At 39.3% G+C, this 18,725-nt stretch carries 22 protein-coding genes; 21 read left to right on the top strand and 1 reads right to left on the bottom strand.

All coding sequences use genetic code 11. From position 1 onward, the window contains the following. Positions 1-68 precede the first annotated feature (68 nt). The 20 genes from M3166_RS06065 to M3166_RS05970 all read left to right on the top strand — a co-directional run bounded on the left by M3166_RS06065 (position 69) and on the right by M3166_RS05970 (position 17,679). Positions 69-800, top strand: a complete 732-nt coding sequence (locus M3166_RS06065; RefSeq protein WP_251688298.1) for a GntR family transcriptional regulator — start codon at positions 69-71, stop codon at positions 798-800. Next, positions 797-1,966: an iron-containing alcohol dehydrogenase gene (locus M3166_RS06060; protein ID WP_251688296.1), complete on the top strand. Its 1,170-nt coding sequence runs from the start codon at positions 797-799 to the stop codon at positions 1,964-1,966. Before M3166_RS06065 ends, M3166_RS06060 begins: the two co-directional genes overlap by 4 nt. After that, positions 1,939-3,687, top strand: a complete 1,749-nt coding sequence (locus tag M3166_RS06055; RefSeq protein ID WP_251688294.1) for a thiamine pyrophosphate-binding protein — start codon at positions 1,939-1,941, stop codon at positions 3,685-3,687. The genes M3166_RS06060 and M3166_RS06055 overlap by 28 nt, the downstream gene beginning before the upstream one ends. Before the next feature lie 3 nt (positions 3,688-3,690). Further along, positions 3,691-4,620: a bile acid:sodium symporter family protein gene (locus M3166_RS06050; protein ID WP_251688293.1), complete on the top strand. Its 930-nt coding sequence runs from the start codon at positions 3,691-3,693 to the stop codon at positions 4,618-4,620. Continuing rightward, positions 4,617-5,570, top strand: coding sequence for an SDR family oxidoreductase (locus tag M3166_RS06045; RefSeq protein ID WP_251688291.1), 954 nt, complete (start codon positions 4,617-4,619; stop codon positions 5,568-5,570). Before M3166_RS06050 ends, M3166_RS06045 begins: the two co-directional genes overlap by 4 nt. Before the next feature lie 293 nt (positions 5,571-5,863). After that, entirely contained in the window at positions 5,864-7,096 is a 1,233-nt protein-coding gene (locus M3166_RS06040; RefSeq protein WP_251688289.1) for a DNA polymerase IV, read from the top strand. 157 nt (positions 7,097-7,253) lie between these two features. Next, positions 7,254-8,738 (top strand): MFS transporter, encoded by a 1,485-nt coding sequence (locus M3166_RS06035; RefSeq protein ID WP_251688287.1) that lies wholly within the window; start codon positions 7,254-7,256, stop codon positions 8,736-8,738. Positions 8,739-8,856: 118 nt separating this feature from the next. After that, complete coding sequence (locus M3166_RS06030; RefSeq protein WP_251688286.1) at positions 8,857-9,306, top strand: protoporphyrinogen oxidase; 450 nt, start codon at positions 8,857-8,859, stop codon at positions 9,304-9,306. Continuing rightward, the gene (locus M3166_RS06025; RefSeq protein WP_251688285.1) at positions 9,307-10,245 is read left to right on the top strand and encodes a TRM11 family SAM-dependent methyltransferase; all 939 of its coding nucleotides are present in this window, start codon (positions 9,307-9,309) and stop codon (positions 10,243-10,245) included. Between the two features lie 128 nt (positions 10,246-10,373). Further along, positions 10,374-10,808, top strand: coding sequence for a MarR family winged helix-turn-helix transcriptional regulator (locus tag M3166_RS06020; RefSeq protein ID WP_251688284.1), 435 nt, complete (start codon positions 10,374-10,376; stop codon positions 10,806-10,808). A 77-nt stretch (positions 10,809-10,885) separates the two neighbouring features. Next, the gene (locus M3166_RS06015) at positions 10,886-11,869 is read left to right on the top strand and encodes a ring-cleaving dioxygenase (protein WP_251688282.1); all 984 of its coding nucleotides are present in this window, start codon (positions 10,886-10,888) and stop codon (positions 11,867-11,869) included. A 33-nt stretch (positions 11,870-11,902) separates the two neighbouring features. Further along, positions 11,903-12,505, top strand: a complete 603-nt coding sequence (locus tag M3166_RS06010; RefSeq protein WP_251688280.1) for an alpha/beta hydrolase — start codon at positions 11,903-11,905, stop codon at positions 12,503-12,505. Positions 12,506-12,944: 439 nt separating this feature from the next. Beyond that, positions 12,945-13,886, top strand: coding sequence for a ribonuclease Z (rnz, locus tag M3166_RS06005; RefSeq protein ID WP_251688278.1), 942 nt, complete (start codon positions 12,945-12,947; stop codon positions 13,884-13,886). A 124-nt stretch (positions 13,887-14,010) separates the two neighbouring features. Beyond that, the gene (locus tag M3166_RS06000; RefSeq protein ID WP_251688276.1) at positions 14,011-14,241 is read left to right on the top strand and encodes an acyl-phosphate glycerol 3-phosphate acyltransferase; all 231 of its coding nucleotides are present in this window, start codon (positions 14,011-14,013) and stop codon (positions 14,239-14,241) included. A 212-nt stretch (positions 14,242-14,453) separates the two neighbouring features. Next, positions 14,454-14,786: a nitrite reductase gene (locus M3166_RS05995; protein ID WP_251688274.1), complete on the top strand. Its 333-nt coding sequence runs from the start codon at positions 14,454-14,456 to the stop codon at positions 14,784-14,786. A gap of 61 nt (positions 14,787-14,847) precedes the next feature. Then, positions 14,848-15,177 (top strand): histidine kinase, encoded by a 330-nt coding sequence (locus tag M3166_RS05990; protein WP_251688272.1) that lies wholly within the window; start codon positions 14,848-14,850, stop codon positions 15,175-15,177. 13 nt (positions 15,178-15,190) lie between these two features. Next, a complete protein-coding gene (locus M3166_RS05985; RefSeq protein WP_251688270.1) occupies positions 15,191-15,955 on the top strand; it encodes a hypothetical protein in 765 nt (254 codons plus the stop codon). A 149-nt stretch (positions 15,956-16,104) separates the two neighbouring features. Further along, positions 16,105-16,386 (top strand): hypothetical protein, encoded by a 282-nt coding sequence (locus M3166_RS05980; protein WP_014824066.1) that lies wholly within the window; start codon positions 16,105-16,107, stop codon positions 16,384-16,386. 94 nt (positions 16,387-16,480) lie between these two features. Continuing rightward, positions 16,481-17,176 (top strand): UDP-N-acetylmuramyl pentapeptide phosphotransferase, encoded by a 696-nt coding sequence (locus M3166_RS05975; protein ID WP_251688268.1) that lies wholly within the window; start codon positions 16,481-16,483, stop codon positions 17,174-17,176. Between the two features lie 44 nt (positions 17,177-17,220). Next, positions 17,221-17,679, top strand: a complete 459-nt coding sequence (locus tag M3166_RS05970; protein WP_251690022.1) for an NUDIX hydrolase — start codon at positions 17,221-17,223, stop codon at positions 17,677-17,679. A 52-nt stretch (positions 17,680-17,731) separates the two neighbouring features. Here M3166_RS05970 and M3166_RS05965 read toward each other — a convergent pair whose 3' ends face one another. Further along, positions 17,732-18,280, bottom strand: a complete 549-nt coding sequence (locus M3166_RS05965) for a hypothetical protein (RefSeq protein ID WP_251688267.1) — start codon at positions 18,278-18,280, stop codon at positions 17,732-17,734. 256 nt (positions 18,281-18,536) lie between these two features. Between M3166_RS05965 and M3166_RS05960 the strand changes: the two genes are divergently transcribed. After that, on the top strand, positions 18,537-18,710 hold the full coding sequence (locus M3166_RS05960; protein ID WP_251688265.1) for a tRNA U-34 5-methylaminomethyl-2-thiouridine biosynthesis protein: 174 nt from the start codon (positions 18,537-18,539) through the stop codon (positions 18,708-18,710). Positions 18,711-18,725: the final 15 nt, after the last annotated feature.

Here is an 18,725-nt window from a genome sequence, read left to right as displayed (position 1 = left end):
CTATAATCAATTTTACAAAGTGAACTGGTACGGACGTTATGATGTGCGGACCAATGGAGGTGGGTACATTGAACTTTGAAAATCATATTCCGTTACATATTCAACTGAAGGATTTATTGAAAACTGAAATTGTTGAAGGGAAATATGTGGAGAAAATTCCGAGCGAACGTGAATTAATGGAGCGCTTTTCCGTGAGCCGATCAACAGTGAGAGAGGCGGTAAAGCATTTAGTGCATGATGGGGTACTGAAAAAAATCCATGGAAAAGGAACGTTTATTACAAAAAATAAGACGGTACATGACTGGCTTAATTCTTTGAATAGTTTTACAGATACGGTCAGGCAAATGGGAATGAAGCCAGGAGCGAAACTGCTTTATGCGAAAAATATTGATAACTTCCCGGAAGCGAATGAAATATTAGGGCAATCCATATTATTTGGCATTTCCAGAGTACGAACAGCTGATGACCAGCCAATCTCCATCGAACGGCATTTTTATCCAACTCATTTAGGGAAACAAATAGCCGCATACAATCTGAATGAAGCGACGATCTATGACATTATCGAAAAAGAGTTGAATATTACAATGGTCGAAGCTGAACAGACGATTCGCTGTAGCCCAATTAGTGAAGAGGATGCGAAACTCCTCGATTTGAAGCCTTATACGAATGTTTTAAATATTGAACGGGTCATTTTGGGTGTACAAGGTGAAGTGATTGAATATTACAGTAGCCTGTTCCATCCAGAACTTTATATGTTGAAACTGAAAACGAAAAGGACAGCAGGAGGTGTAACTTCATGATCTATGAACTTTTTCTACCTATAAAAATTGTTGCAGGTATCGATTCATTTCAACGATTATCAGTGGAAACGGAACAAAGAAAGATAAAGCGGCCATTCATCATTTACAGCAGAAGCGCAATAGCCAGTCAATTAAATATTTTTAAGCAGGAACTCCCTAATGCGCATTTTTATGAAATATCTAAAGGGGAGCCAACAACATTTGAACTGGAAAAGGCATTAGCCGAGCTCATAGTAAACAACTGTGATGGTGTCATTGCCATCGGTGGCGGGAGTGTCATTGACTTAGCGAAAGCGGTGGCTGTTTTTGCGGTGAATCCGAACTTGAGTTTAAATGATATTCCAAACCTGGCTGAATTGCACCGCTTGCCGTTTATCGCAGTTCCTACTACGGCGGGGACTGGTTCTGAAGCGACAAAAGTAACGGTAATTACAGACGAAAAGCTTCAAAAAAAGGTTAATCCTGCACACCCGAGTTTTATTCCGGATGTCGTTATTTTAGATGCAATGCTTACGGTAAATGTGCCACCACCCGTTACAAGTTTTACGGCGCTGGATGCATTAACACATGCTATCGAAGCTTTTGTTTCAACGAAGGCAAATACTATGAGTGACTTTTTTGCAAAAGAAGCGATATCCTGTATTTCAAGAAATATTGAGACGGTTTTTGTACAACCGGACAACATGGAAGCGAGGCAGCAATTATTAATGGGTAGCTTTTATGCGGGAATTGCGTTTTCCAACTCTTCGACAAATTTGGCACATGCAACAGGTCGAGCACTCGGCGTAAAATTCCATATGCCACATGGACAATGTGTTGCACTAATGCACCCGTTTGTCATCCAATACTCACTGGAAAGCGCGTATGAACGTTACGAGGAAATAGCAAAAATCATCGGGTTGAACAGTACTCAATTTTTAAGCGGTTATTTGGATGAGCTGAACAGAAAACAGTACATTTGGAAGAGCGCACAACAGATTGCACCTTTATTGACAGATGAAGTGATCGAGCAACTTGCGGAGCAGACGTTATCCGGCAATGGGATTCTAACAAACAGGAAAGTACCGAATATTGAGGATATTGAAGTAATTTTTAAGCAATTAAGAAAGCGTTTACAAATTGAAGGGGGAATTGTGGAATGGCAACAATGTCAGGTGGAGAAGTAGTAGCAAAAATGTTGGCAAAAGAAGGTGTGGATAACATCTTTGGAATTATTGACGGGACGTATTTCGGCTTTTATTCGAACTTGCAAAAAAATGGAATTGAGCTCATATCACCACGCCATGAAACAAGTGCGGCACATATGGCAGGTGCTTATGCGAGGGTGACAAATCGTTTAGGTGTATGTATGGCGAGTAATGGACCGGGTGTAGCTAATATTCTGCCGGGTTTAGTAGTAGAAGAAGCAGAAGCAAATCGCGTGTTGTGCATTACGAGTGCAAGACGGACAGGTATCATGTATCCAGACCGTGGCGGAACGTACCAGTGTTTTGACCAGACTTCAACAATTAAACAGTTTGCTAAATGGAGTGAAGCAGTACCTTCATTTGACCGTATCCCTGAAATGCTGCGGATGGCATTGCGCAAATGCTATGAAGGGCGTCCGGGCGTCGTTCATTTGGATATCCCGGAAAACATTATGAATACGAAAGTCAGTTGTGAACTGAATTTTTGGGAACCTTCGCAATACCGCATGCTAGAGCTGCCAAAAGCATCGAACTATCAGGTTGAACGAACAGCCCAATTACTGAATTCAGCTACATTCCCGATCATTCATGCAGGCAGCGGTGTCATTCATGCAGGCGCAAAAAAAGAACTGACTGAAGTTGCGGAAAAACTGCAGGCGATGGTTACGACGAGCTGGGCAGGGCGCGGTGCGATGAGCGAGGATAATCCGCTTATGATGTCAATGGTGCATATTGAAACAAATAATAATGTACGAAACGATGCGGATGTTGTATTAGTATTAGGGTCTCGTCTCGGTGAAACGGACTGGTGGGGGAAAGCACCTTACTGGAATGCACATCAAACGGTCATACAAGTAGATTTGGAACCTTCCATTCTTGGAGCAAATAAACCTGCTGAACTATTGATTCAGGCAGATATTAAAGCATTTTTACAAGAGTTGCTAGTTGTACTAAATCGAGATACTGAAACCGTAATTGATACAAATCGAAAACAGATGATTGAAAAACATATTGAATCGAAAAGGGCGCACCGGAAAAAATTGAATGAGCATACAACGGATAAAAATTCACCTTTAAATCCAGCACAAATCCCGCATATGGCCAATCAAATATTCCCTAAAAATACACCACTTGTCATTGACGGTGGCAATACAGCCATCTGGTCGAACTTCTATTATGAAGTGAATGATGAAATGCCGCTTTTATCGACATTTAAATTCGGTATGCTCGGTGCAGGTGTCGGTCAGGCACTCGGGGCGGCAGTTGCCAAGCCAGAACAGCCGGTTTTATGTATTATCGGTGACGGGGCAATGGGCTTCCATCCGCAGGAAATCGAAACAGCTGTGCGCAACAATCTGCATGTCGTCTATATCGTGCTTTGTGATAAACAATGGGGCATGGTGAAAATGAATCAGCATTTTGCGCTAAGACCGATTAAAACTATGTTGAAAAAAACTTTGGATCCACACGAAAGCATCAATGCCGATTTAGGTGAGATTCGATTTGACCTAGTAGCGAAAGCAATGGGAGCACATGGCGAATATGTAGAAACGTTTGACCAGCTGGAACAGGCCCTTCTAACTTCTATTTCAGTAGGAAAGTGTACAGTCATTCATACAGAGGTCGACCCGGTCAAGCATATGTGGGCGCCAGGGTTACGCTATTTCAAAGATATGCACGCCGAACCGAAGGGAAAATAATATATGGGAATCGATACTATTCAAATCAACTTTAATGAGACGGCCTTGTTAATAATGAACATCGTCATTGGATTTATCATGTTTGGCGTAGCGCTCGATCTGCAAGTTTCAGATTTTAAGAGATCGTTAAAGACTCCCAAACCGGCGTTAATCGGCCTTGCTTGTCAATTCTTCCTGTTGCCGGCGATTACATTTGTACTTGTCAGCATTATTCAGCCGATTCCTAGTATTGCGTTAGGTCTGTTTTTAGTCGCCGCTTGTCCAGGAGGAAATTTATCGAATTTTTTAACGCATTATGCAAAAGGCAATACACCACTGTCGATCAGCATGTCAGCCATTTCCACGGTTTTGGCAATTGTCATGACACCGCTGAACACGATGTTTTGGGCGTCTTTATATGGTCCAACAAAAGAGATGATGACATCGTTCAGTATTAGTGTTGTCGATATGTTCACGACAATTTTCTTTATGCTCGGTCTGCCGCTTATTATCGGGATGTATATTCGAAAAAAATTCCCGAAATTTGCAGCCCGCTTCAACCAGATAATGATGAAACTATCGATCGTCATTTTCGTGTTGTTTGTTGTCATTATGGTAGCGAATAATTTTGATGCGTTTATTAATAATGTTGGAGCTGTTGTTTGGGTCGTGATCCTGCAAAATTTACTGGCGATTTGCATCGGCTATTTCTCTTCCCGTGCATTAAAAGTGAATGAGCGCGACAGAAGAGCAATCGCAATTGAGGTTGGTATTCAAAATTCGGGTCTCGGCCTCGTACTCATCTTTACCTTCTTTGGAGGTCTGGGAGGCATGGCGCTGGTTGCGGCAATGTGGGGAATCTGGCATATTATTTCCGGTTTAGCAATCGCAACTTTCTGGTCAAGGCGCGCTCCCGAAGCAATTGTCACAGTTCAACAGGAGGTCCAGGCATGAACGTTTTAATCACAGGGGCGGGCGGTTATTTAGGACAGCAGCTCGTTCTCTATTTACTGGAAACTACAAATCATTCAATAATAGCAGCTGATATTCGGAAAACGTCACCTTTTGAAGTACATCCTAATCTACAATATATCGAATTGGATGTCCGCTCAGATGAAGCACAGAAATATTTCGAACAATATAATGTTGACGTCGTTGTACATTTGGCTTCAATTGTTACACCTGGAAAGAATAGTAACCGGGAATTTGAATATTCGGTCGATGTATTAGGAACAAAAAATATACTGGAAGCATGTGTAAAGACGAATGTTAAAAGGATTGTCGTTTCATCCAGTGGTGCGGCTTACGGCTATTATGAAAATAATGCACAATGGATAGAAGAAACAGATCCAATCCGGGGCAATGAAGCTTTTGCCTATTCCTATCATAAGCGGTTAGTAGAAGAAATGCTCGAGCAATACCGATCGCAATACCCGCAGCTCGAACAGACAATATTTAGGATAGGTACGATTTTAGGGAAGAATGTACGCAACCAAATTACAAATTTATTCGAACAGAACATGGTGCTCGGTGTTGCCAAATCAAAAAGCCCATTTGTATTTATATGGGATCAGGATGTCATTTCCTGTTTTGCTAAGGCGATTGACAGTGAGGTTACAGGCATTTTTAATTTGGCAGGAGATGGTGCGGTCACAATAGATGATCTGGGTGTTTTGCTGAATAAAAAAGTAGTGAAAATACCGGCGCCGGTCATAAAGGGAAGTTTGTTTGTGTTAAAAAGGCTGAAGTTAAGTCAATATGGAGAGGAACAGGTTGATTTCCTGCGTTACCGTCCTGTTCTGAACAATAAGAGATTGAAGGAAGTTTTCCAGTTCATTCCACGAAAATCCTCGCTCGAAGTGTTTGAATACTACTGGCAGCATCGAATGAAAGAGTTGAAATAGATTGGGTTTTATTAATAATTGTGGTTATTCCGGAGAGTCAGATTTTTATTTGATTTTCCGGCTTTTTTATGTAGATGGCTATTTAAAGACGAAATTTCCCCCGCATTTTATATAGAAGCGGCACGTTTTGGCGAAGATAACGATAGAAGTTTCAATTATTTTAGAACTTATAAATTAAATTGATGAATAACATGGAATTTCTCCTTATTTAAGAATCAGAGTTTGACCCGGAACATTATTAATGTAGTAAAATAGTATCCATAAACAATCTGCTCAGTAAAGGAGGTGGGGAAATGGCGGCGAGAGTTATTTTCCATTTAGATATGAACAGTTTTTATGCATCTGTCGAACAGGCTCATGATCCGAGTTTAAAGGGGAAACCGATTGCTGTTGCGGGAAATGCTAAAGAACGGCGCGGCATTATCGTAACAAGCTCTTATGAGGCCCGTGCCAAAGGGATTTATACAACGATGACTGTTGGAGAAGCAAAGCGTAAATGTCCCGAACTGCTGTTGCTGCCCCCTGATTTCCCAAAATACCGGGCAGCAAGTGCGGCAATTTTCTCCATATTACGAAGCTATACGGATTTAGTAGAACCTGTATCGATTGATGAAGGCTATTTGGATGTAACGGAACAATCCAAATCACAGCATCCGCTCCAATTGGCCGAGGAAATTCAGCAACGAATTTTACATGAGCTCGATTTACCGTGCTCCATTGGTATTGCCCCTAACAAATTTCTCGCTAAAACCGCTTCAAACATGAAAAAACCGCTCGGAATTACGATTCTTAGAATTCGCGAACTGCCGGAGCTTTTATGGCCGCAGGAAGTCGTGACAATGCACGGAGTAGGGGAGAAAACAGCGAAGAAGCTGAATGGGCTAAATATTTTTACAATCGGTGATTTGGCACAAGCGGATGAGCGACTGTTAATACGGAATTTAGGAAAAAACGGAGCTCGACTCATCAAACGTGCAAATGGCATTGATTCACGGCCGGTTGACCCGAACGCTATATTTGATACGAAAAGTGTTGGGAATTCGACGACCCTTCCAAGGGATGAGACCGAATATTATATTTTGAAGGAGACGTTTGAAAAGCTGAGTAAAAGTGTATCCGAACGTCTGAAAGTGAAATATTTGGCGGGGACAACGGTGACAATTCAAATACGCAATTTTGACTGGCAAAATGCTTCGCGCAGTAAAACATTGCGGAACGCCGTCAATCAGGCAGATGAAATATTTGAAATCGCGTGGAAGCTGTTTACCGAAAACTGGGATGAAACACCTGTTAGACTGATCGGCATTACCGTTTCCAACGTTGTCGATCAATCCGAATTAACCCAGCAGCTCAGTCTGTTTAATTTTGAACAGCATATAAAAGATGAGCCGATTTTGGAACTGGTCGAAACTATTGAAAAGAAGTTCGGAAAAGGAGCCATTAAACGTGGAGTCCGGGCGAAATCAAAAAGCTACGCCTCAAAAACAAGCTTCAGCAAGGACTTTCTGGAGGATCATACTAAGTGAACGCAAGCTGAGTTTAAGTGGAAACTTCAACACAGCTTGCAATGTTTAAATTCTCCGAAACTCGTACATAGTGTTATGAGAATAATTTTCATTTAGTTAGGTAACTACGAAAGACCCATGCTATAATAGGATTGATATTATGCTTCAGGAGGACAATATGGGTATTCATCCGATCCGGTTTTTACGCATAATGGGCTTACTCGATGGGATTTCGCTCATTACGTTATTACTTATTTCCATGCCGCTTAAGTATTTCGCGGATTTACCGCAAGTTGTGACGGTAAATGGCAGCGTACACGGCGGTATTTTTATGGTTTATTTCCTTGCAATCGTCATCGTGCAACTGCGCATTCAATGGCATATCGGCTGGTCATTGTTAAGCGTGCTTGTCGCATTTATCCCATTTGGCAATTTTCTGCTTGATAATAAACTGAAAAAAATGCAACCATCATTACATACAAAGCCATTTCCGAAACATTGGCTCGTTTACGCCATCATTTTCTTCTCGTTTTTCGATCTGTTCGTCCAGCTGCCGATCATGAGTACATATGCACTGTCGGTCGGCGCGACAACGTTTATCGCGGGGATTGTCGTTGGTCTATATTCATTTATGAACACATTCGGCAATATCTTTTCCGGTATTTTTACTGATAAAATTGGGGCATTTCGTATATTAGTATTCGGTTTGTTGACGTCTGCGATTTCGCTATTATGTTACCAGCTTGTCGATAATGCGACGGCACTTTTAATCGTCCGCTGTATTCACGGGTTCAGCAGCGGTTTTATTACTCCGGCTGCCTTTACATTGCTTGCGAATATGCGTGCATCCAATGAACAGGGGAGCGGAAGCGCGGTTACAGGCTCGTTTGTCGGTATTGCGGCAATTGTCGGCCCTGCTTCAAGCGGAATTTTAGCGAGTAAAATTTCGGTGCCGAATGTGCTGGGAATCGTTGCACTGTATGGCATTATTCTATTGATCGGCTTATTCCTGTTTTTACGCAAATCACCGTTACCAAAACGGGATAAGCAGAAGGCAACCGAAAAGTTCAATTTGAACAGCGGTATTTTAAAAGCATATGGCGGTGCATTTTTCCTTATGTTTTCTCAAGGTGTTCTCGCATATTTATTGCCGATTTACGTGCAGGATTTAGGGTATGGTTCACGAGTATCCGGTACATTACTAAGTGTATTCGGTATTGTCGCGGTCCTGATCTTTATATTACCGACGAACAAAATTTTCGATTATTTAAATCCGCAAGTAACATTGTTTGCCGGAGTGCTACTACTCGGACTTGCTCAAATCGGCATCGGTCTGACAAAGGAAATGTCATGGCTGTATGCAATACTGGCACTTTACGGAATCGGATTTGCGTTTTTATTCCCTTCTATTAATGCCCTATTAATTGAAGCAACGACTGAACAGACTCGCGGGAAAGCATACGGCTATTTTTACGCGTTCTTCTCCATTGGTGTAGTCGCAGGGTCTTCATTATTAGGCGCACTTGATCTGGTAGGAACATCAGGCTTTGTATTTACAGGGACATTATTGTTTAGTTTCTGTATCGTTGTGCTCTATTCATTTATGAAATCGGGTGCGGCATTTGTGAAGGTTCAGCATAAAGAAAAAATGCATCATTCATAAATACGAGGTTTACCGTTTTGAAAGAAATTTCTTTCTAATGCGCTTTAAACAATAGTCATGTATACTGGACTAGGTGATTTTTTAATGGGCGAATATGGAATCGAAAGGAATTATAATCATGGTACAATTACATTTAGAAGTTTTAGAACGATGCAGTAAAGAAACAGAAGATACAATTACAGCGGAAAGTAATGCATTTGCATCTACACCAATCCACTATTTAAAGGACAATCAAGGGGAATTTATTTATGTGGAATGTGCACAATTCAACGATATTCGCATCGACGCGGTAGCACTTGAATTTGATGATGCATTTAATCTGTATACGGCATTATTCGGCTTGAAACTGCAAAAGAAACATGGTGAAGTAATTCGTCAATATTTGAAAGACAATGTGAAATCTGCATTAGGAAGCAGCAGTGCAGCGTTCTCCGGACAAGAAGGCCTTTGGGAACTGAACATTGCGGTTGACTGTATCGAAGGCTTCCATGAGAAGATGACGATTACAGAAGTTTGTGAAATGCTTTACCAATTTGTTGCGCAATTATTATCAACAGTCGAGAAATAAATGACGCAAAAATACTTATATAGTTTTACTTGGCAAAGAGATGAATATGATCTTTCACGTTTGGAAATGCGCACATTTTTTAACTTTCACGTGGAAGGAAATGTTTTAATTAGCCAGGAAAAAATAGAGCCGAGTCGTAGTCCGTATATGCGTTCAAGGTTAGCTGTTTTCCTTGAAGCGAATTCAATAGAGCAACTGGTAGAAATGGCGGCACAGTTGGAGCTTGGACAAAAGACGTACAAAATTCATTGTTTGAACAATAGTAGTGATGGGATTAAGCCAAAATTTAACCGGGCGATTCGAAACGACTATATGATTCGCGTTAGCTCAGCAATCAATGCCGAACCGGAACTAGTAAAGCCGGATGTAGTATTGGGTCTTGTGATTCATGAGGAGCGCTATTATTTAGGCGAGATTACATACGGTGAAGCGGTTTGGCTGAAGCATATGCAAAAGCCTGAAATGTACTCCACGGCACTGAGTACACGGGATGCCCGTGCGATTGTCAATATCGCGGTACCGTTTCCGGACGGATTAAAGGTGATTGATCCTTGCTGCGGTATCGGTACAGTACTTGTGGAAGCGATGAGCATGGGCATTGCGATTGAAGGGCGCGACATCAACAAACGTGTTGTATGGGGTTCCCAAATTAATCTTCGCCATTTCGGCTATGAACCGAATGTAGAGATTGGACCAATTGAAGAGGCAAGTGAAGGCTATGATGTGGCAATTATTGATATGCCGTACAATTTATTTACGCATATTACGGGTGAACTGCAGCAAAGCATCATTACAAATGCTCGTCGGATTGCAAAGCGGGTCATTATTGTGACAATCGAATCGATGGACGATAAAATCCACGAAGCCGGTTTAACAATTATCGATCGAGCCGTATTGAAAAAAGGGAAATTCGAACGCCAAGTTTTAATATGTGAATAGTAGAAACGTTTCAATTCGGTGTGAACCTGGATTGGAACGTTTTTTGTTTGACACTGCATTTTTTACATGGTATATTTATCTCGAATTAAAGATAAATGAATTCGTGATAACAGGAAGGAGGGTACTTTATGAGTAAATATGACAAACAATTAAAAGCATTTACTGTTTTACATCGGGCACAGACATCCGTTCAAGAAGCGACGAAAAAAGATATCCAGCAGCATGATCTGAATTTAACGGAATTTGCCGTGATGGAATTGCTTTATCATAAAGGAGATCAGCCTATCCAAATCATCGGTAAAAAAGTATTGATCGCAAGCAGCAGCATTACGTATGTCGTCGATAAGCTGGAGAAGAAAAATCTCGTGGCACGTGTTGCCTGTCCGACAGACCGCCGTGTTACGTTTGTTTCATTAACGGATGAAGGAAAACAGATGATTGAATCGATTTTCCCTTCACATGAAGAGAAGATTGCATCGATTTTTGATGTGCTGTCGGATGAAGAACTGCAAAACTTTACAGACTATTTAAAGCGTGTAGGACACCATGCGAACAAATTTTAAATTGATGAGAAGCATCGGAATCGGTGCATTTTTCTTAAACTAATATCTCGATATCGAGAAAAATGGAGGCAATACAGATGAACCATATTAAAGGAATCCACCACGTAACAGCCATTACAAGCAGTGCAGAAAAAAACTATGAATTTTTCACATATGTATTAGGAATGCGACTAGTGAAAAAAACTGTCAACCAGGATGATATTCAAACATACCACCTGTTTTTCGCGGATGATAAAGGTTCTGCAGGAACAGATATGACATTCTTTGATTTCCCGGGTATCCCGAAAGGTCGTCACGGTACGGATGAAATTTACAAAACAGCTTTCCGTGTACCGAATGATGCGGCACTGGATTATTGGGTAAAACGTTTTGACCGTCTGAAGGTACAGCATGAAGGTATCAAACCATTATTCGGTAAGAAAACATTATCATTCGTCGATTTCGATGACCAGCAATATATGCTCATTTCAGATGAAAATAATGAAGGGATCGCTTCAGGTACACCTTGGCAAAAAGGTCCGATTCCATTGGAGTTTGCGATTACAGGGTTAGGTCCGATTCATGTGCGCGTTTCAAACTTCGATTATTTCAAGGAAGTACTTGAAAAAGTATTAGTAATGCGTCAAACAGGCAAAGAAGATTCGCTGCATTTATTTGAAGTAAGAGAAGGCGGTAACGGGGCATCTGTTATTGTCGAGCACAATACGGTATTACAGCCAGGTCGTCAGGGATTCGGTACAGTTCACCATGCAGCATTCCGTGTAGAAGATACAGCCGTATTGCGTGAATGGATCGGCCGTCTTGAAAGCTTCGGGTTTGGTACATCAGGCTATGTGGACCGTTTCTTCTTTGAATCGCTCTATGCACGTGTAGCACCGGGGATTTTATTTGAATGGGCAACAGATGGACCAGGATTCATGGGCGACGAGCCATACGAAACAGTAGGGGAAATCCTTTCGTTGCCGCCATTCTTAGAGAGCAAACGCGACTATATCGAAAGTGTTGTGCGTCCGATTGATACAGTACGCTCAACAAAAACAATCGAGAAGGAATACGAGTAATTCGACTATCAAAATGAGAATGGAGAATGTCCGATGAACTATATTTTTAGTAAAGGTAAAGAAGACAAGCCGGTATTTTTACTGCTTCACGGGACAGGCGGAGGTGAGAACAGCCTGCTTGCACTGGCAGAAATCATTGATCCGGAAGCATCGGTTTTAAGTGTACGAGGCAATATATTGGAACACGGGATGCCGCGATTTTTCCGACGTTTAGCTGAAGGTGTGTTTGATATGGAAGATTTGGCCTTCCGTACGAAGGAGCTGTATGAATTTATCGGCGAGAAAGCAAGTGAATACGACTTTGACCGTCAAAACATTATTGCGATCGGTTATTCTAACGGTGCCAATATCGCAGCAAACCTGTTGTTTGAATATGAAAATGCATTAAAAGGTGCGGTTCTGCATCATCCAATGGTTCCGAATCACGAAGCAACGGTTGCGAAACAGGACGGCACGCATGTATTTATCGCAGCAGGAGTGAATGACCCGATTTGCCCGCAGCAAGAAGCAATCGATCTGGAGCGTTACTTAACGGATGCAGGAGCAAACGTGACATTAGAATGGGAATCAAACGGTCACCAGCTGACGATGAATGAAGTACAAAAAGCGAAGGCTTGGTATGAGCGCGCATTTTAATTAAAGATTGTTCATGCATAAAAGACCCTTTCCGGTTTCAGGAAAGGGTCTCTTGTATTTAAGTGATTTTCTTTTTACATTTTTTATTATCCGCAAAGACGGCAATTAAGGTTCCGGATATCACCGTCATCCATAAAATAATGCTCATTTTTTCAACTCCAATCGTTTGTTTCATTACTATATGTTTAATGATAAGGAAGGATTAGTTGAATAGTCAGTTTAGCCAAGGTGGAGGTTTTTAATAAGGATTAAGGAAAGCCGACCTTAATTTTTCTGCTAATCAAGTGTTGAAGAGGGGAATTTTTATCATTCCATATGATCATTTCTTTTGCCGCCCCTTTTTTTCTTTGCATATACTTATTTGCAACCTATAATAAATACAACGATAGTAAAAAGCTTCTACATGAGGCAAACTAAACTCGTGTTAGGAGGAAATGACATGCAAATCCAATTTTTAGGCACTGGTGCAGGGATGCCGTCAAAAGAACGCAATACGAGTTCGATCGCATTCAAACTGCTGGAAGAACGGGGCTCTATTTGGCTGTTTGACTGCGGGGAAGCGACTCAGCACCAAATTTTGCATACAACGGTTAAACCGCGCAAAATCGATAAAATCTTTATTACACATTTACACGGCGACCATATTTTCGGGCTGCCCGGCTTTTTAAGTTCCCGTTCCTTTTTAGGCGGAGAGGACATACTTACAATTTACGGGCCGGCGGGATTACAACAATGGATTGAACAAACATTACAATTATCTAAAACCCATTTAACATATCCGATTGAATTTGTCGAAGTAAAAGATGGCATCGTATTTGAAGATGAGAAGTTTACGGTACGTGCACTGTCGCTTCAGCATGTTGTCCCATGTTTCGGCTACCGGATTGAACAAAAGCCGATGCAGGGCGAGCTGCTGATCGACAAGGCTTTAGCATTAGGTGTGCCAAAAGGTCCGTTATTAGGCCAATTAAAAGCAGGTCATTCTGTAAAATTGGAAGATGGAACAGTTGTGGAAAGCAGCGATGTGACGTCACCACCACAGCAAGGGTTCACAGTAGTCATTTTGGGGGACACAAAGTATTGCGAAAACAGTATCCGATTAGCACAAAATGCGGATGTTGTCGTACACGAAGCAACCTTTGACCATTCCACAATAGAACTGGCGGGCAAGTACGGACATGCGACAAATACAGAAGCGGCAAAAATCGCGAAAGAAGCACAAGCGAGACATTTGCTGTTGAATCATATAAGCGCCCGTTTTTTAAAGCATGATCTGATTCCGTTTTTGGAAGAAGCAAAAGCGATCTTCGAAAACAGCTATTTAGCAAATGATTTCAGCCAATACGAGTGGCGGAAAAACGAATTGCTGGAAATCGAATAGATGAATTTAATCGAGGTGTATAGTAAATGGGGTGATATTTACTATATGCCTCTTTACTTTTTTAAGAGAATTTTGCCCAAATTACAGAAAGTTTCCGCTATAATGGAGAAAAGGGGGATGAATGATGCAGCAACCGACAATTTCACCGAAAGTATTACGATTGCTAGTTATTTTTCCAAATGTCATGAGCTATATTCTGTTATTTGGGGTCGTTGTGTACATAAGAACAAACTTGGAAATGCTGAAGGCGACAGACGGCTTAACGACATGGCTGATCATTGCCGCAGTATTAGGGCCAATTTCGCTCTATACGACATTCAGTATTGTGAAGCGGATTAAGAATGGATTATTGTAAAGGTTCCGGTTCGCGTAAGGGGAAAAATATTAATTGATCACATGCCAAAACACTCAGTATTTTTTGAACTGAGTGTTTTTTATTATCTACTCTCTAATTAATCGAAGCAACTGCAACCCATCAGATGGATTTCCACTATATCCCGACATCCAGCGAAGGTAGGGACTGAAATATGCTAATATAGGCCTAACCTTGTATAAAGGAGGATTATTTTGAATAAGTTCGGCAGAGGGATTGTAGCATTATTAGGAATTTTGCTTACTATAATTTCAAGTATTATATCAGGTGTGAATTTCTTTGATTTGAGTGGTGGTAAAGGCTTAAATACAGAAAAGATAGAAAAGAATATAGAAAAATTAAAAGGCTATTCCTGGTTTACTGAAGTATTTAAAATTGAGGAGCATCAGCGTTCATTTTATATAAGCTTAAAAATTAGAAAGTACTTACAAAGCTCAATGCGTGTAAATAGATTAATTCGTAGTGAAAAAGAGCAAGTAAAGTTTATTTTAATGTTAGAAGAAGTGGCCCGATTACGTAATAAATGATTATTTAAATTTACCTTGTGAACCGGTTGTTAAAGAATAAATTTATACGGAGGAAAGGCACATGAAAAAAATAATTCTCTTTAATCTAATATTTTGTATAGTAGTTGTTATTGTTGCATTCAATTATTTTAATATTAAATCTCGAAGCGCGGTTGTATTCAATTATGTGGGAGACTACATGGAAACTAACTATGGGGTTGATCGGGAAAATATAATTTTAGTAGAAAATAATTACCGAAGAGGAATGGGGTTGTTTGAAATAGAAGTTAAAGATGTAGTTACGGAAACCTATTACTTTTATGAAGTCGACATTAGGGATGACTATTCATTATATTATATTAGAGATCTTTCTGAGCTACATCGTAAAAATAAGGCTGATCAAGAAGGGTGAGAGGTGGGAAATGATGAAACAAATTTATGCTTTTGAAAGTATTCCGGATTATGAAAAGTATAAAGACGAAATCGATTTATTGAATAAAAAATTAAAGACGTATAAAGAATTGTTAATTAACCAATTTGAGCTCATAGAGTTACCCAAATCAATCGTTTGGACGAGTAGTAAGAATGCTACTACCGTATTTTCACAAGTCCCTGTACCTGCCTATACCAATCGGGAAACAATTTATATGTCGCCAAGTGTTAGCGAATGGAAGGCATTTTACCTTTCCCAATTGGATGGTGAGGAACTGGAGCATAATGATGAAATTCAGTACATAAAAAATTATTTCCAATCACTGACGATCGATGATGTTTTTTGTATATTAGCACATGAGCTTACACATCATATTGAACTCTTTCCTGATGAATTTGAAGAAGTGCGCGATAATAGTATTTGGTTTGAAGAAGGAATGTGTGAATATCTCTCTCAAAGAATGACATTATCGGAACATCGATATAATGAATTAAGGAAAAATGAAAACTTATTGATTAAACTATTTAAGCCAAAGTATGGCGGCTTTTCATTAAATGATTTTGGAGCAGGTAGCTATAATCAAACATCGTTAGCTTCAATTATGCTGAATTATTGGAGAAGCTCCGCTGCAGTTCATTATTTAGTAGAATGCTGCTACGAAGGCGACGTTATGAAGGTCTTTAGCAAATATGAAGAATGGCATGAAAATGGGAGACAGCAACCATTAACTGAATATTTTGGTGTGGAGAAATTTTAAATCCAACAAACGGGTGGAATTCATAATTAAGAATTCCGCCTTTTTGCTTAACTAATTTATATAGTGATATGTAAGGTGTGTCCGTTTCATCAAATAAGTAATCTGTTTGTGCTAATATAATCAATAAGTCTTTGCAATAGGAGGTCCCCATGGATTTAATAGCGCAACATCCTTATTTTAAAGTAGAAAGAACTGTGACAGGTACTGAACAGTTTGAAGTAGAACATGACCGAATTATTTACTTATACCACGATAAAGTCGTTACTCAGCATCGAGAATTTCCGACTAAGATTGTGATGGATTTTTCTTACCGGGAAATTGCAAAACAAGGGGGGATTCTCTATTTACATACGCTGCAAGGTGTATATGCGTATACTGTGAAATCCTCACCTGAAGCATTCATCAGTGCATATAGAGCTTACTTCAAGTGAAAGTAGTATTTAAATAATTGGTTTTTTATGGTAGTATTCTGAGTGAGTCTTGAATGAACACAAAAAGTTTAGTCGCATAACAAGGAGGAGAAATTTGTTATATTTCACACTATTAATAGGCTTGTTTCTAGTCATAATGACAACGAAGCTTACTCAAAAATTTAAATTATCAAGCATTTGGTTGATAGTAGGTCAAATTAGCGCATCATTAATCATTATATTGTTTGGCGATCTTGAGGTTAGTTATATTAATCAAATTGAATTAGGATTCTTGGCAATTCCATTTTCTTTATTATTCCTAGTAGGATTTACTAATGTAATGAATATAGAACAAGAGCAGCAACCATTAATCTTGCTGTTACCATGTATTTCTTTACTTTGTCTTTCTACAGCTGCTCTTATTATGGGGAATTCATTTGTTTCAATATCCGGGCTATTTGCTGTTTTAACAATTATGTTGTGTCGCTCTGTTTTAGGGGGAAAGGTTTTAGGAAGACCCTTTACTATATCGCTCGGTTTTGTAATAGCAGTGCTGTCACTATCATTACTTAAGTTTTCTTTTGTCACAATTTACATTCCGATTTTTACTTTAGCATTACCGTTAGCAATTTATCTTTTCTTACAAAATAAAATAACTAGTGCACAATCAATGATTATTAGTGCTTCAGTAGCAGTATTGTTCGGGTTACTAATGTTTGTCATTCCATTTAATGTAGTATGGTACATGGTCGTTGGGGCAACTGTTATTTTGGCCATTTCACAATTATCCAGTAAGTATCGATTTATTTAGTGAAATCAAATTTTCTTTTAATAAACTATTAGTAGGTGATGACACTGGGATATATTATGGAGTTACGAAAGAAGATTGGTACGGATCCCATAATTATGGTGGGAGCTTGCGTTTTAATATTGAATGAGAAAGCACAACTGCTTCTCCAACAGAGAAAAGATAATAAAAGCTGGGGACTTCCTGGTGGGGCAATGGAATTAGGTGAAAGCTTGGAAGAGGTAGCAGTAAGGGAAATGGAAGAAGAAACCGGATTAATCCCAACACGGTTAAAATTATTAAAAACATTTTCAGGTAAAGAATTTTATTACAAATATCCTCATGGTGATGAGGTTTATAACGTCGTTACTGCATTTATCTGTAAAAACTATGAAGGTTCAATTAAATACGATGAATCAGAAGCCATTGATATAGGATTTTTTGATTTATCAGATTTACCTCTACGTATAAGTCCACCAGATTATTTAGTAATTATGGATTTCTTAAAAACACAACATTCAATTTAAACGGTAAGCAAAAATGCTCAGAAAATCTGAGCATTTTTTGCTTAATTCACGATTAATATTTTAGAGATAGGCGGTACTTGATTCTCTCGACCATTTCGTGTTCTTCATCGTGCATCGCATCATATGCAGATTGCGGATTGTACGAAACAATATCTCTAAAATCTTTAACAATGAAACGAATTGCCTGGAGAACTTGATATAAATCAGCAACCTCTTCTTTGGTAAGTGATGCTCCATAAACATAATCGATTAAATATGTACGTACATTTGATACTCTATATTGCAATTCTGCATGGACTGAAGCATTACTGCCTATAAATAAGAGATTACTTGTTATAGTACGGAAATCCTCGGATACCTTTGAAATCATACTATTGTTTTCATCAGTTATCGGCTGATTGAAATTATAATTCAGGAGCTGCTCAGACACATTTTCTAATAAAGAGATGTCGTTTATATAATGTTCACCGATTTGTACCTCAAGGATACTTACTTTTTCCTCTAATTGATTTACTTCTATTTTTGTAGGGAGTTTAAACCAAACAACTGTACATAAAGCTATTACTACCACAAGTCCAATTACATACTTTAACCATTTCACTCTATCACACTCCAATTTTTATACATTAACTACTACTTGTTAAACCTATTTAGTCTGCAATTCCTTGTAAACAACCAATATCCTTGTTTAATAAATAGTATGTTATTATATTGCTATATTAACATAAATAACCATTATTTTCTGTTCGGCTTATAGGGAATCGAAGTTGTGTCGGAAGGCGATGGGATTTATGTTAAAATCTAGTGAGTTATTTTTAAGGTTTTCAATAATAAAATAAATATTTAGGAGGTAGAGAATGAAAAATATAATTGGTTTAATAATAGGAACTTTTGCAGGTTGGCTAATATGGGGATATTTTACGGGTGAATTTTCAGGGGAAAGGTTTTTCATGTTTTTAATGGGAATCATTATGGGGTACATTATCGGTAGAATTAAACCAAAGGGAAAAAAGTTTGATTTAGAAACTTGATGGTTGCTTATCATT

Source organism: Solibacillus isronensis (genome assembly GCF_023715405.1).
GTDB lineage: Bacteria > Bacillota > Bacilli > Bacillales_A > Planococcaceae > Solibacillus > Solibacillus isronensis_B.
Note: the sequence above shows the minus strand (reverse complement) of the source record. Positions and strands in the feature narration are given on the sequence as shown.

Excerpts from the sequence above, each read along its gene's own strand:
- M3166_RS06030 (WP_251688286.1), top strand. The coding sequence starts at position 8,857 with ATGGTACAATTACATTTAGAAGTTTTAGAACGATGCAGTAAAGAAACA.
- M3166_RS06020 (WP_251688284.1), top strand. The coding sequence starts at position 10,374 with ATGAGTAAATATGACAAACAATTAAAAGCATTTACTGTTTTACATCGG.
- M3166_RS06060 (WP_251688296.1), top strand. The coding sequence starts at position 797 with ATGATCTATGAACTTTTTCTACCTATAAAAATTGTTGCAGGTATCGAT.
- M3166_RS06050 (WP_251688293.1), top strand. The coding sequence starts at position 3,691 with ATGGGAATCGATACTATTCAAATCAACTTTAATGAGACGGCCTTGTTA.
- M3166_RS06010 (WP_251688280.1), top strand. The coding sequence starts at position 11,903 with ATGAACTATATTTTTAGTAAAGGTAAAGAAGACAAGCCGGTATTTTTA.
- rnz (WP_251688278.1), top strand. The coding sequence starts at position 12,945 with ATGCAAATCCAATTTTTAGGCACTGGTGCAGGGATGCCGTCAAAAGAA.
- M3166_RS05960 (WP_251688265.1), top strand. The coding sequence starts at position 18,537 with ATGAAAAATATAATTGGTTTAATAATAGGAACTTTTGCAGGTTGGCTA.
- M3166_RS06040 (WP_251688289.1), top strand. The coding sequence starts at position 5,864 with ATGGCGGCGAGAGTTATTTTCCATTTAGATATGAACAGTTTTTATGCA.
- M3166_RS06035 (WP_251688287.1), top strand. The coding sequence starts at position 7,254 with ATGGGTATTCATCCGATCCGGTTTTTACGCATAATGGGCTTACTCGAT.
- M3166_RS06015 (WP_251688282.1), top strand. The coding sequence starts at position 10,886 with ATGAACCATATTAAAGGAATCCACCACGTAACAGCCATTACAAGCAGT.
- M3166_RS05990 (WP_251688272.1), top strand. The coding sequence starts at position 14,848 with ATGAAAAAAATAATTCTCTTTAATCTAATATTTTGTATAGTAGTTGTT.
- M3166_RS06055 (WP_251688294.1), top strand. The coding sequence starts at position 1,939 with ATGGCAACAATGTCAGGTGGAGAAGTAGTAGCAAAAATGTTGGCAAAA.
- M3166_RS06045 (WP_251688291.1), top strand. The coding sequence starts at position 4,617 with ATGAACGTTTTAATCACAGGGGCGGGCGGTTATTTAGGACAGCAGCTC.
- M3166_RS05985 (WP_251688270.1), top strand. The coding sequence starts at position 15,191 with ATGAAACAAATTTATGCTTTTGAAAGTATTCCGGATTATGAAAAGTAT.
- M3166_RS05980 (WP_014824066.1), top strand. The coding sequence starts at position 16,105 with ATGGATTTAATAGCGCAACATCCTTATTTTAAAGTAGAAAGAACTGTG.
- M3166_RS06000 (WP_251688276.1), top strand. The coding sequence starts at position 14,011 with ATGCAGCAACCGACAATTTCACCGAAAGTATTACGATTGCTAGTTATT.
- M3166_RS06025 (WP_251688285.1), top strand. The coding sequence starts at position 9,307 with ATGACGCAAAAATACTTATATAGTTTTACTTGGCAAAGAGATGAATAT.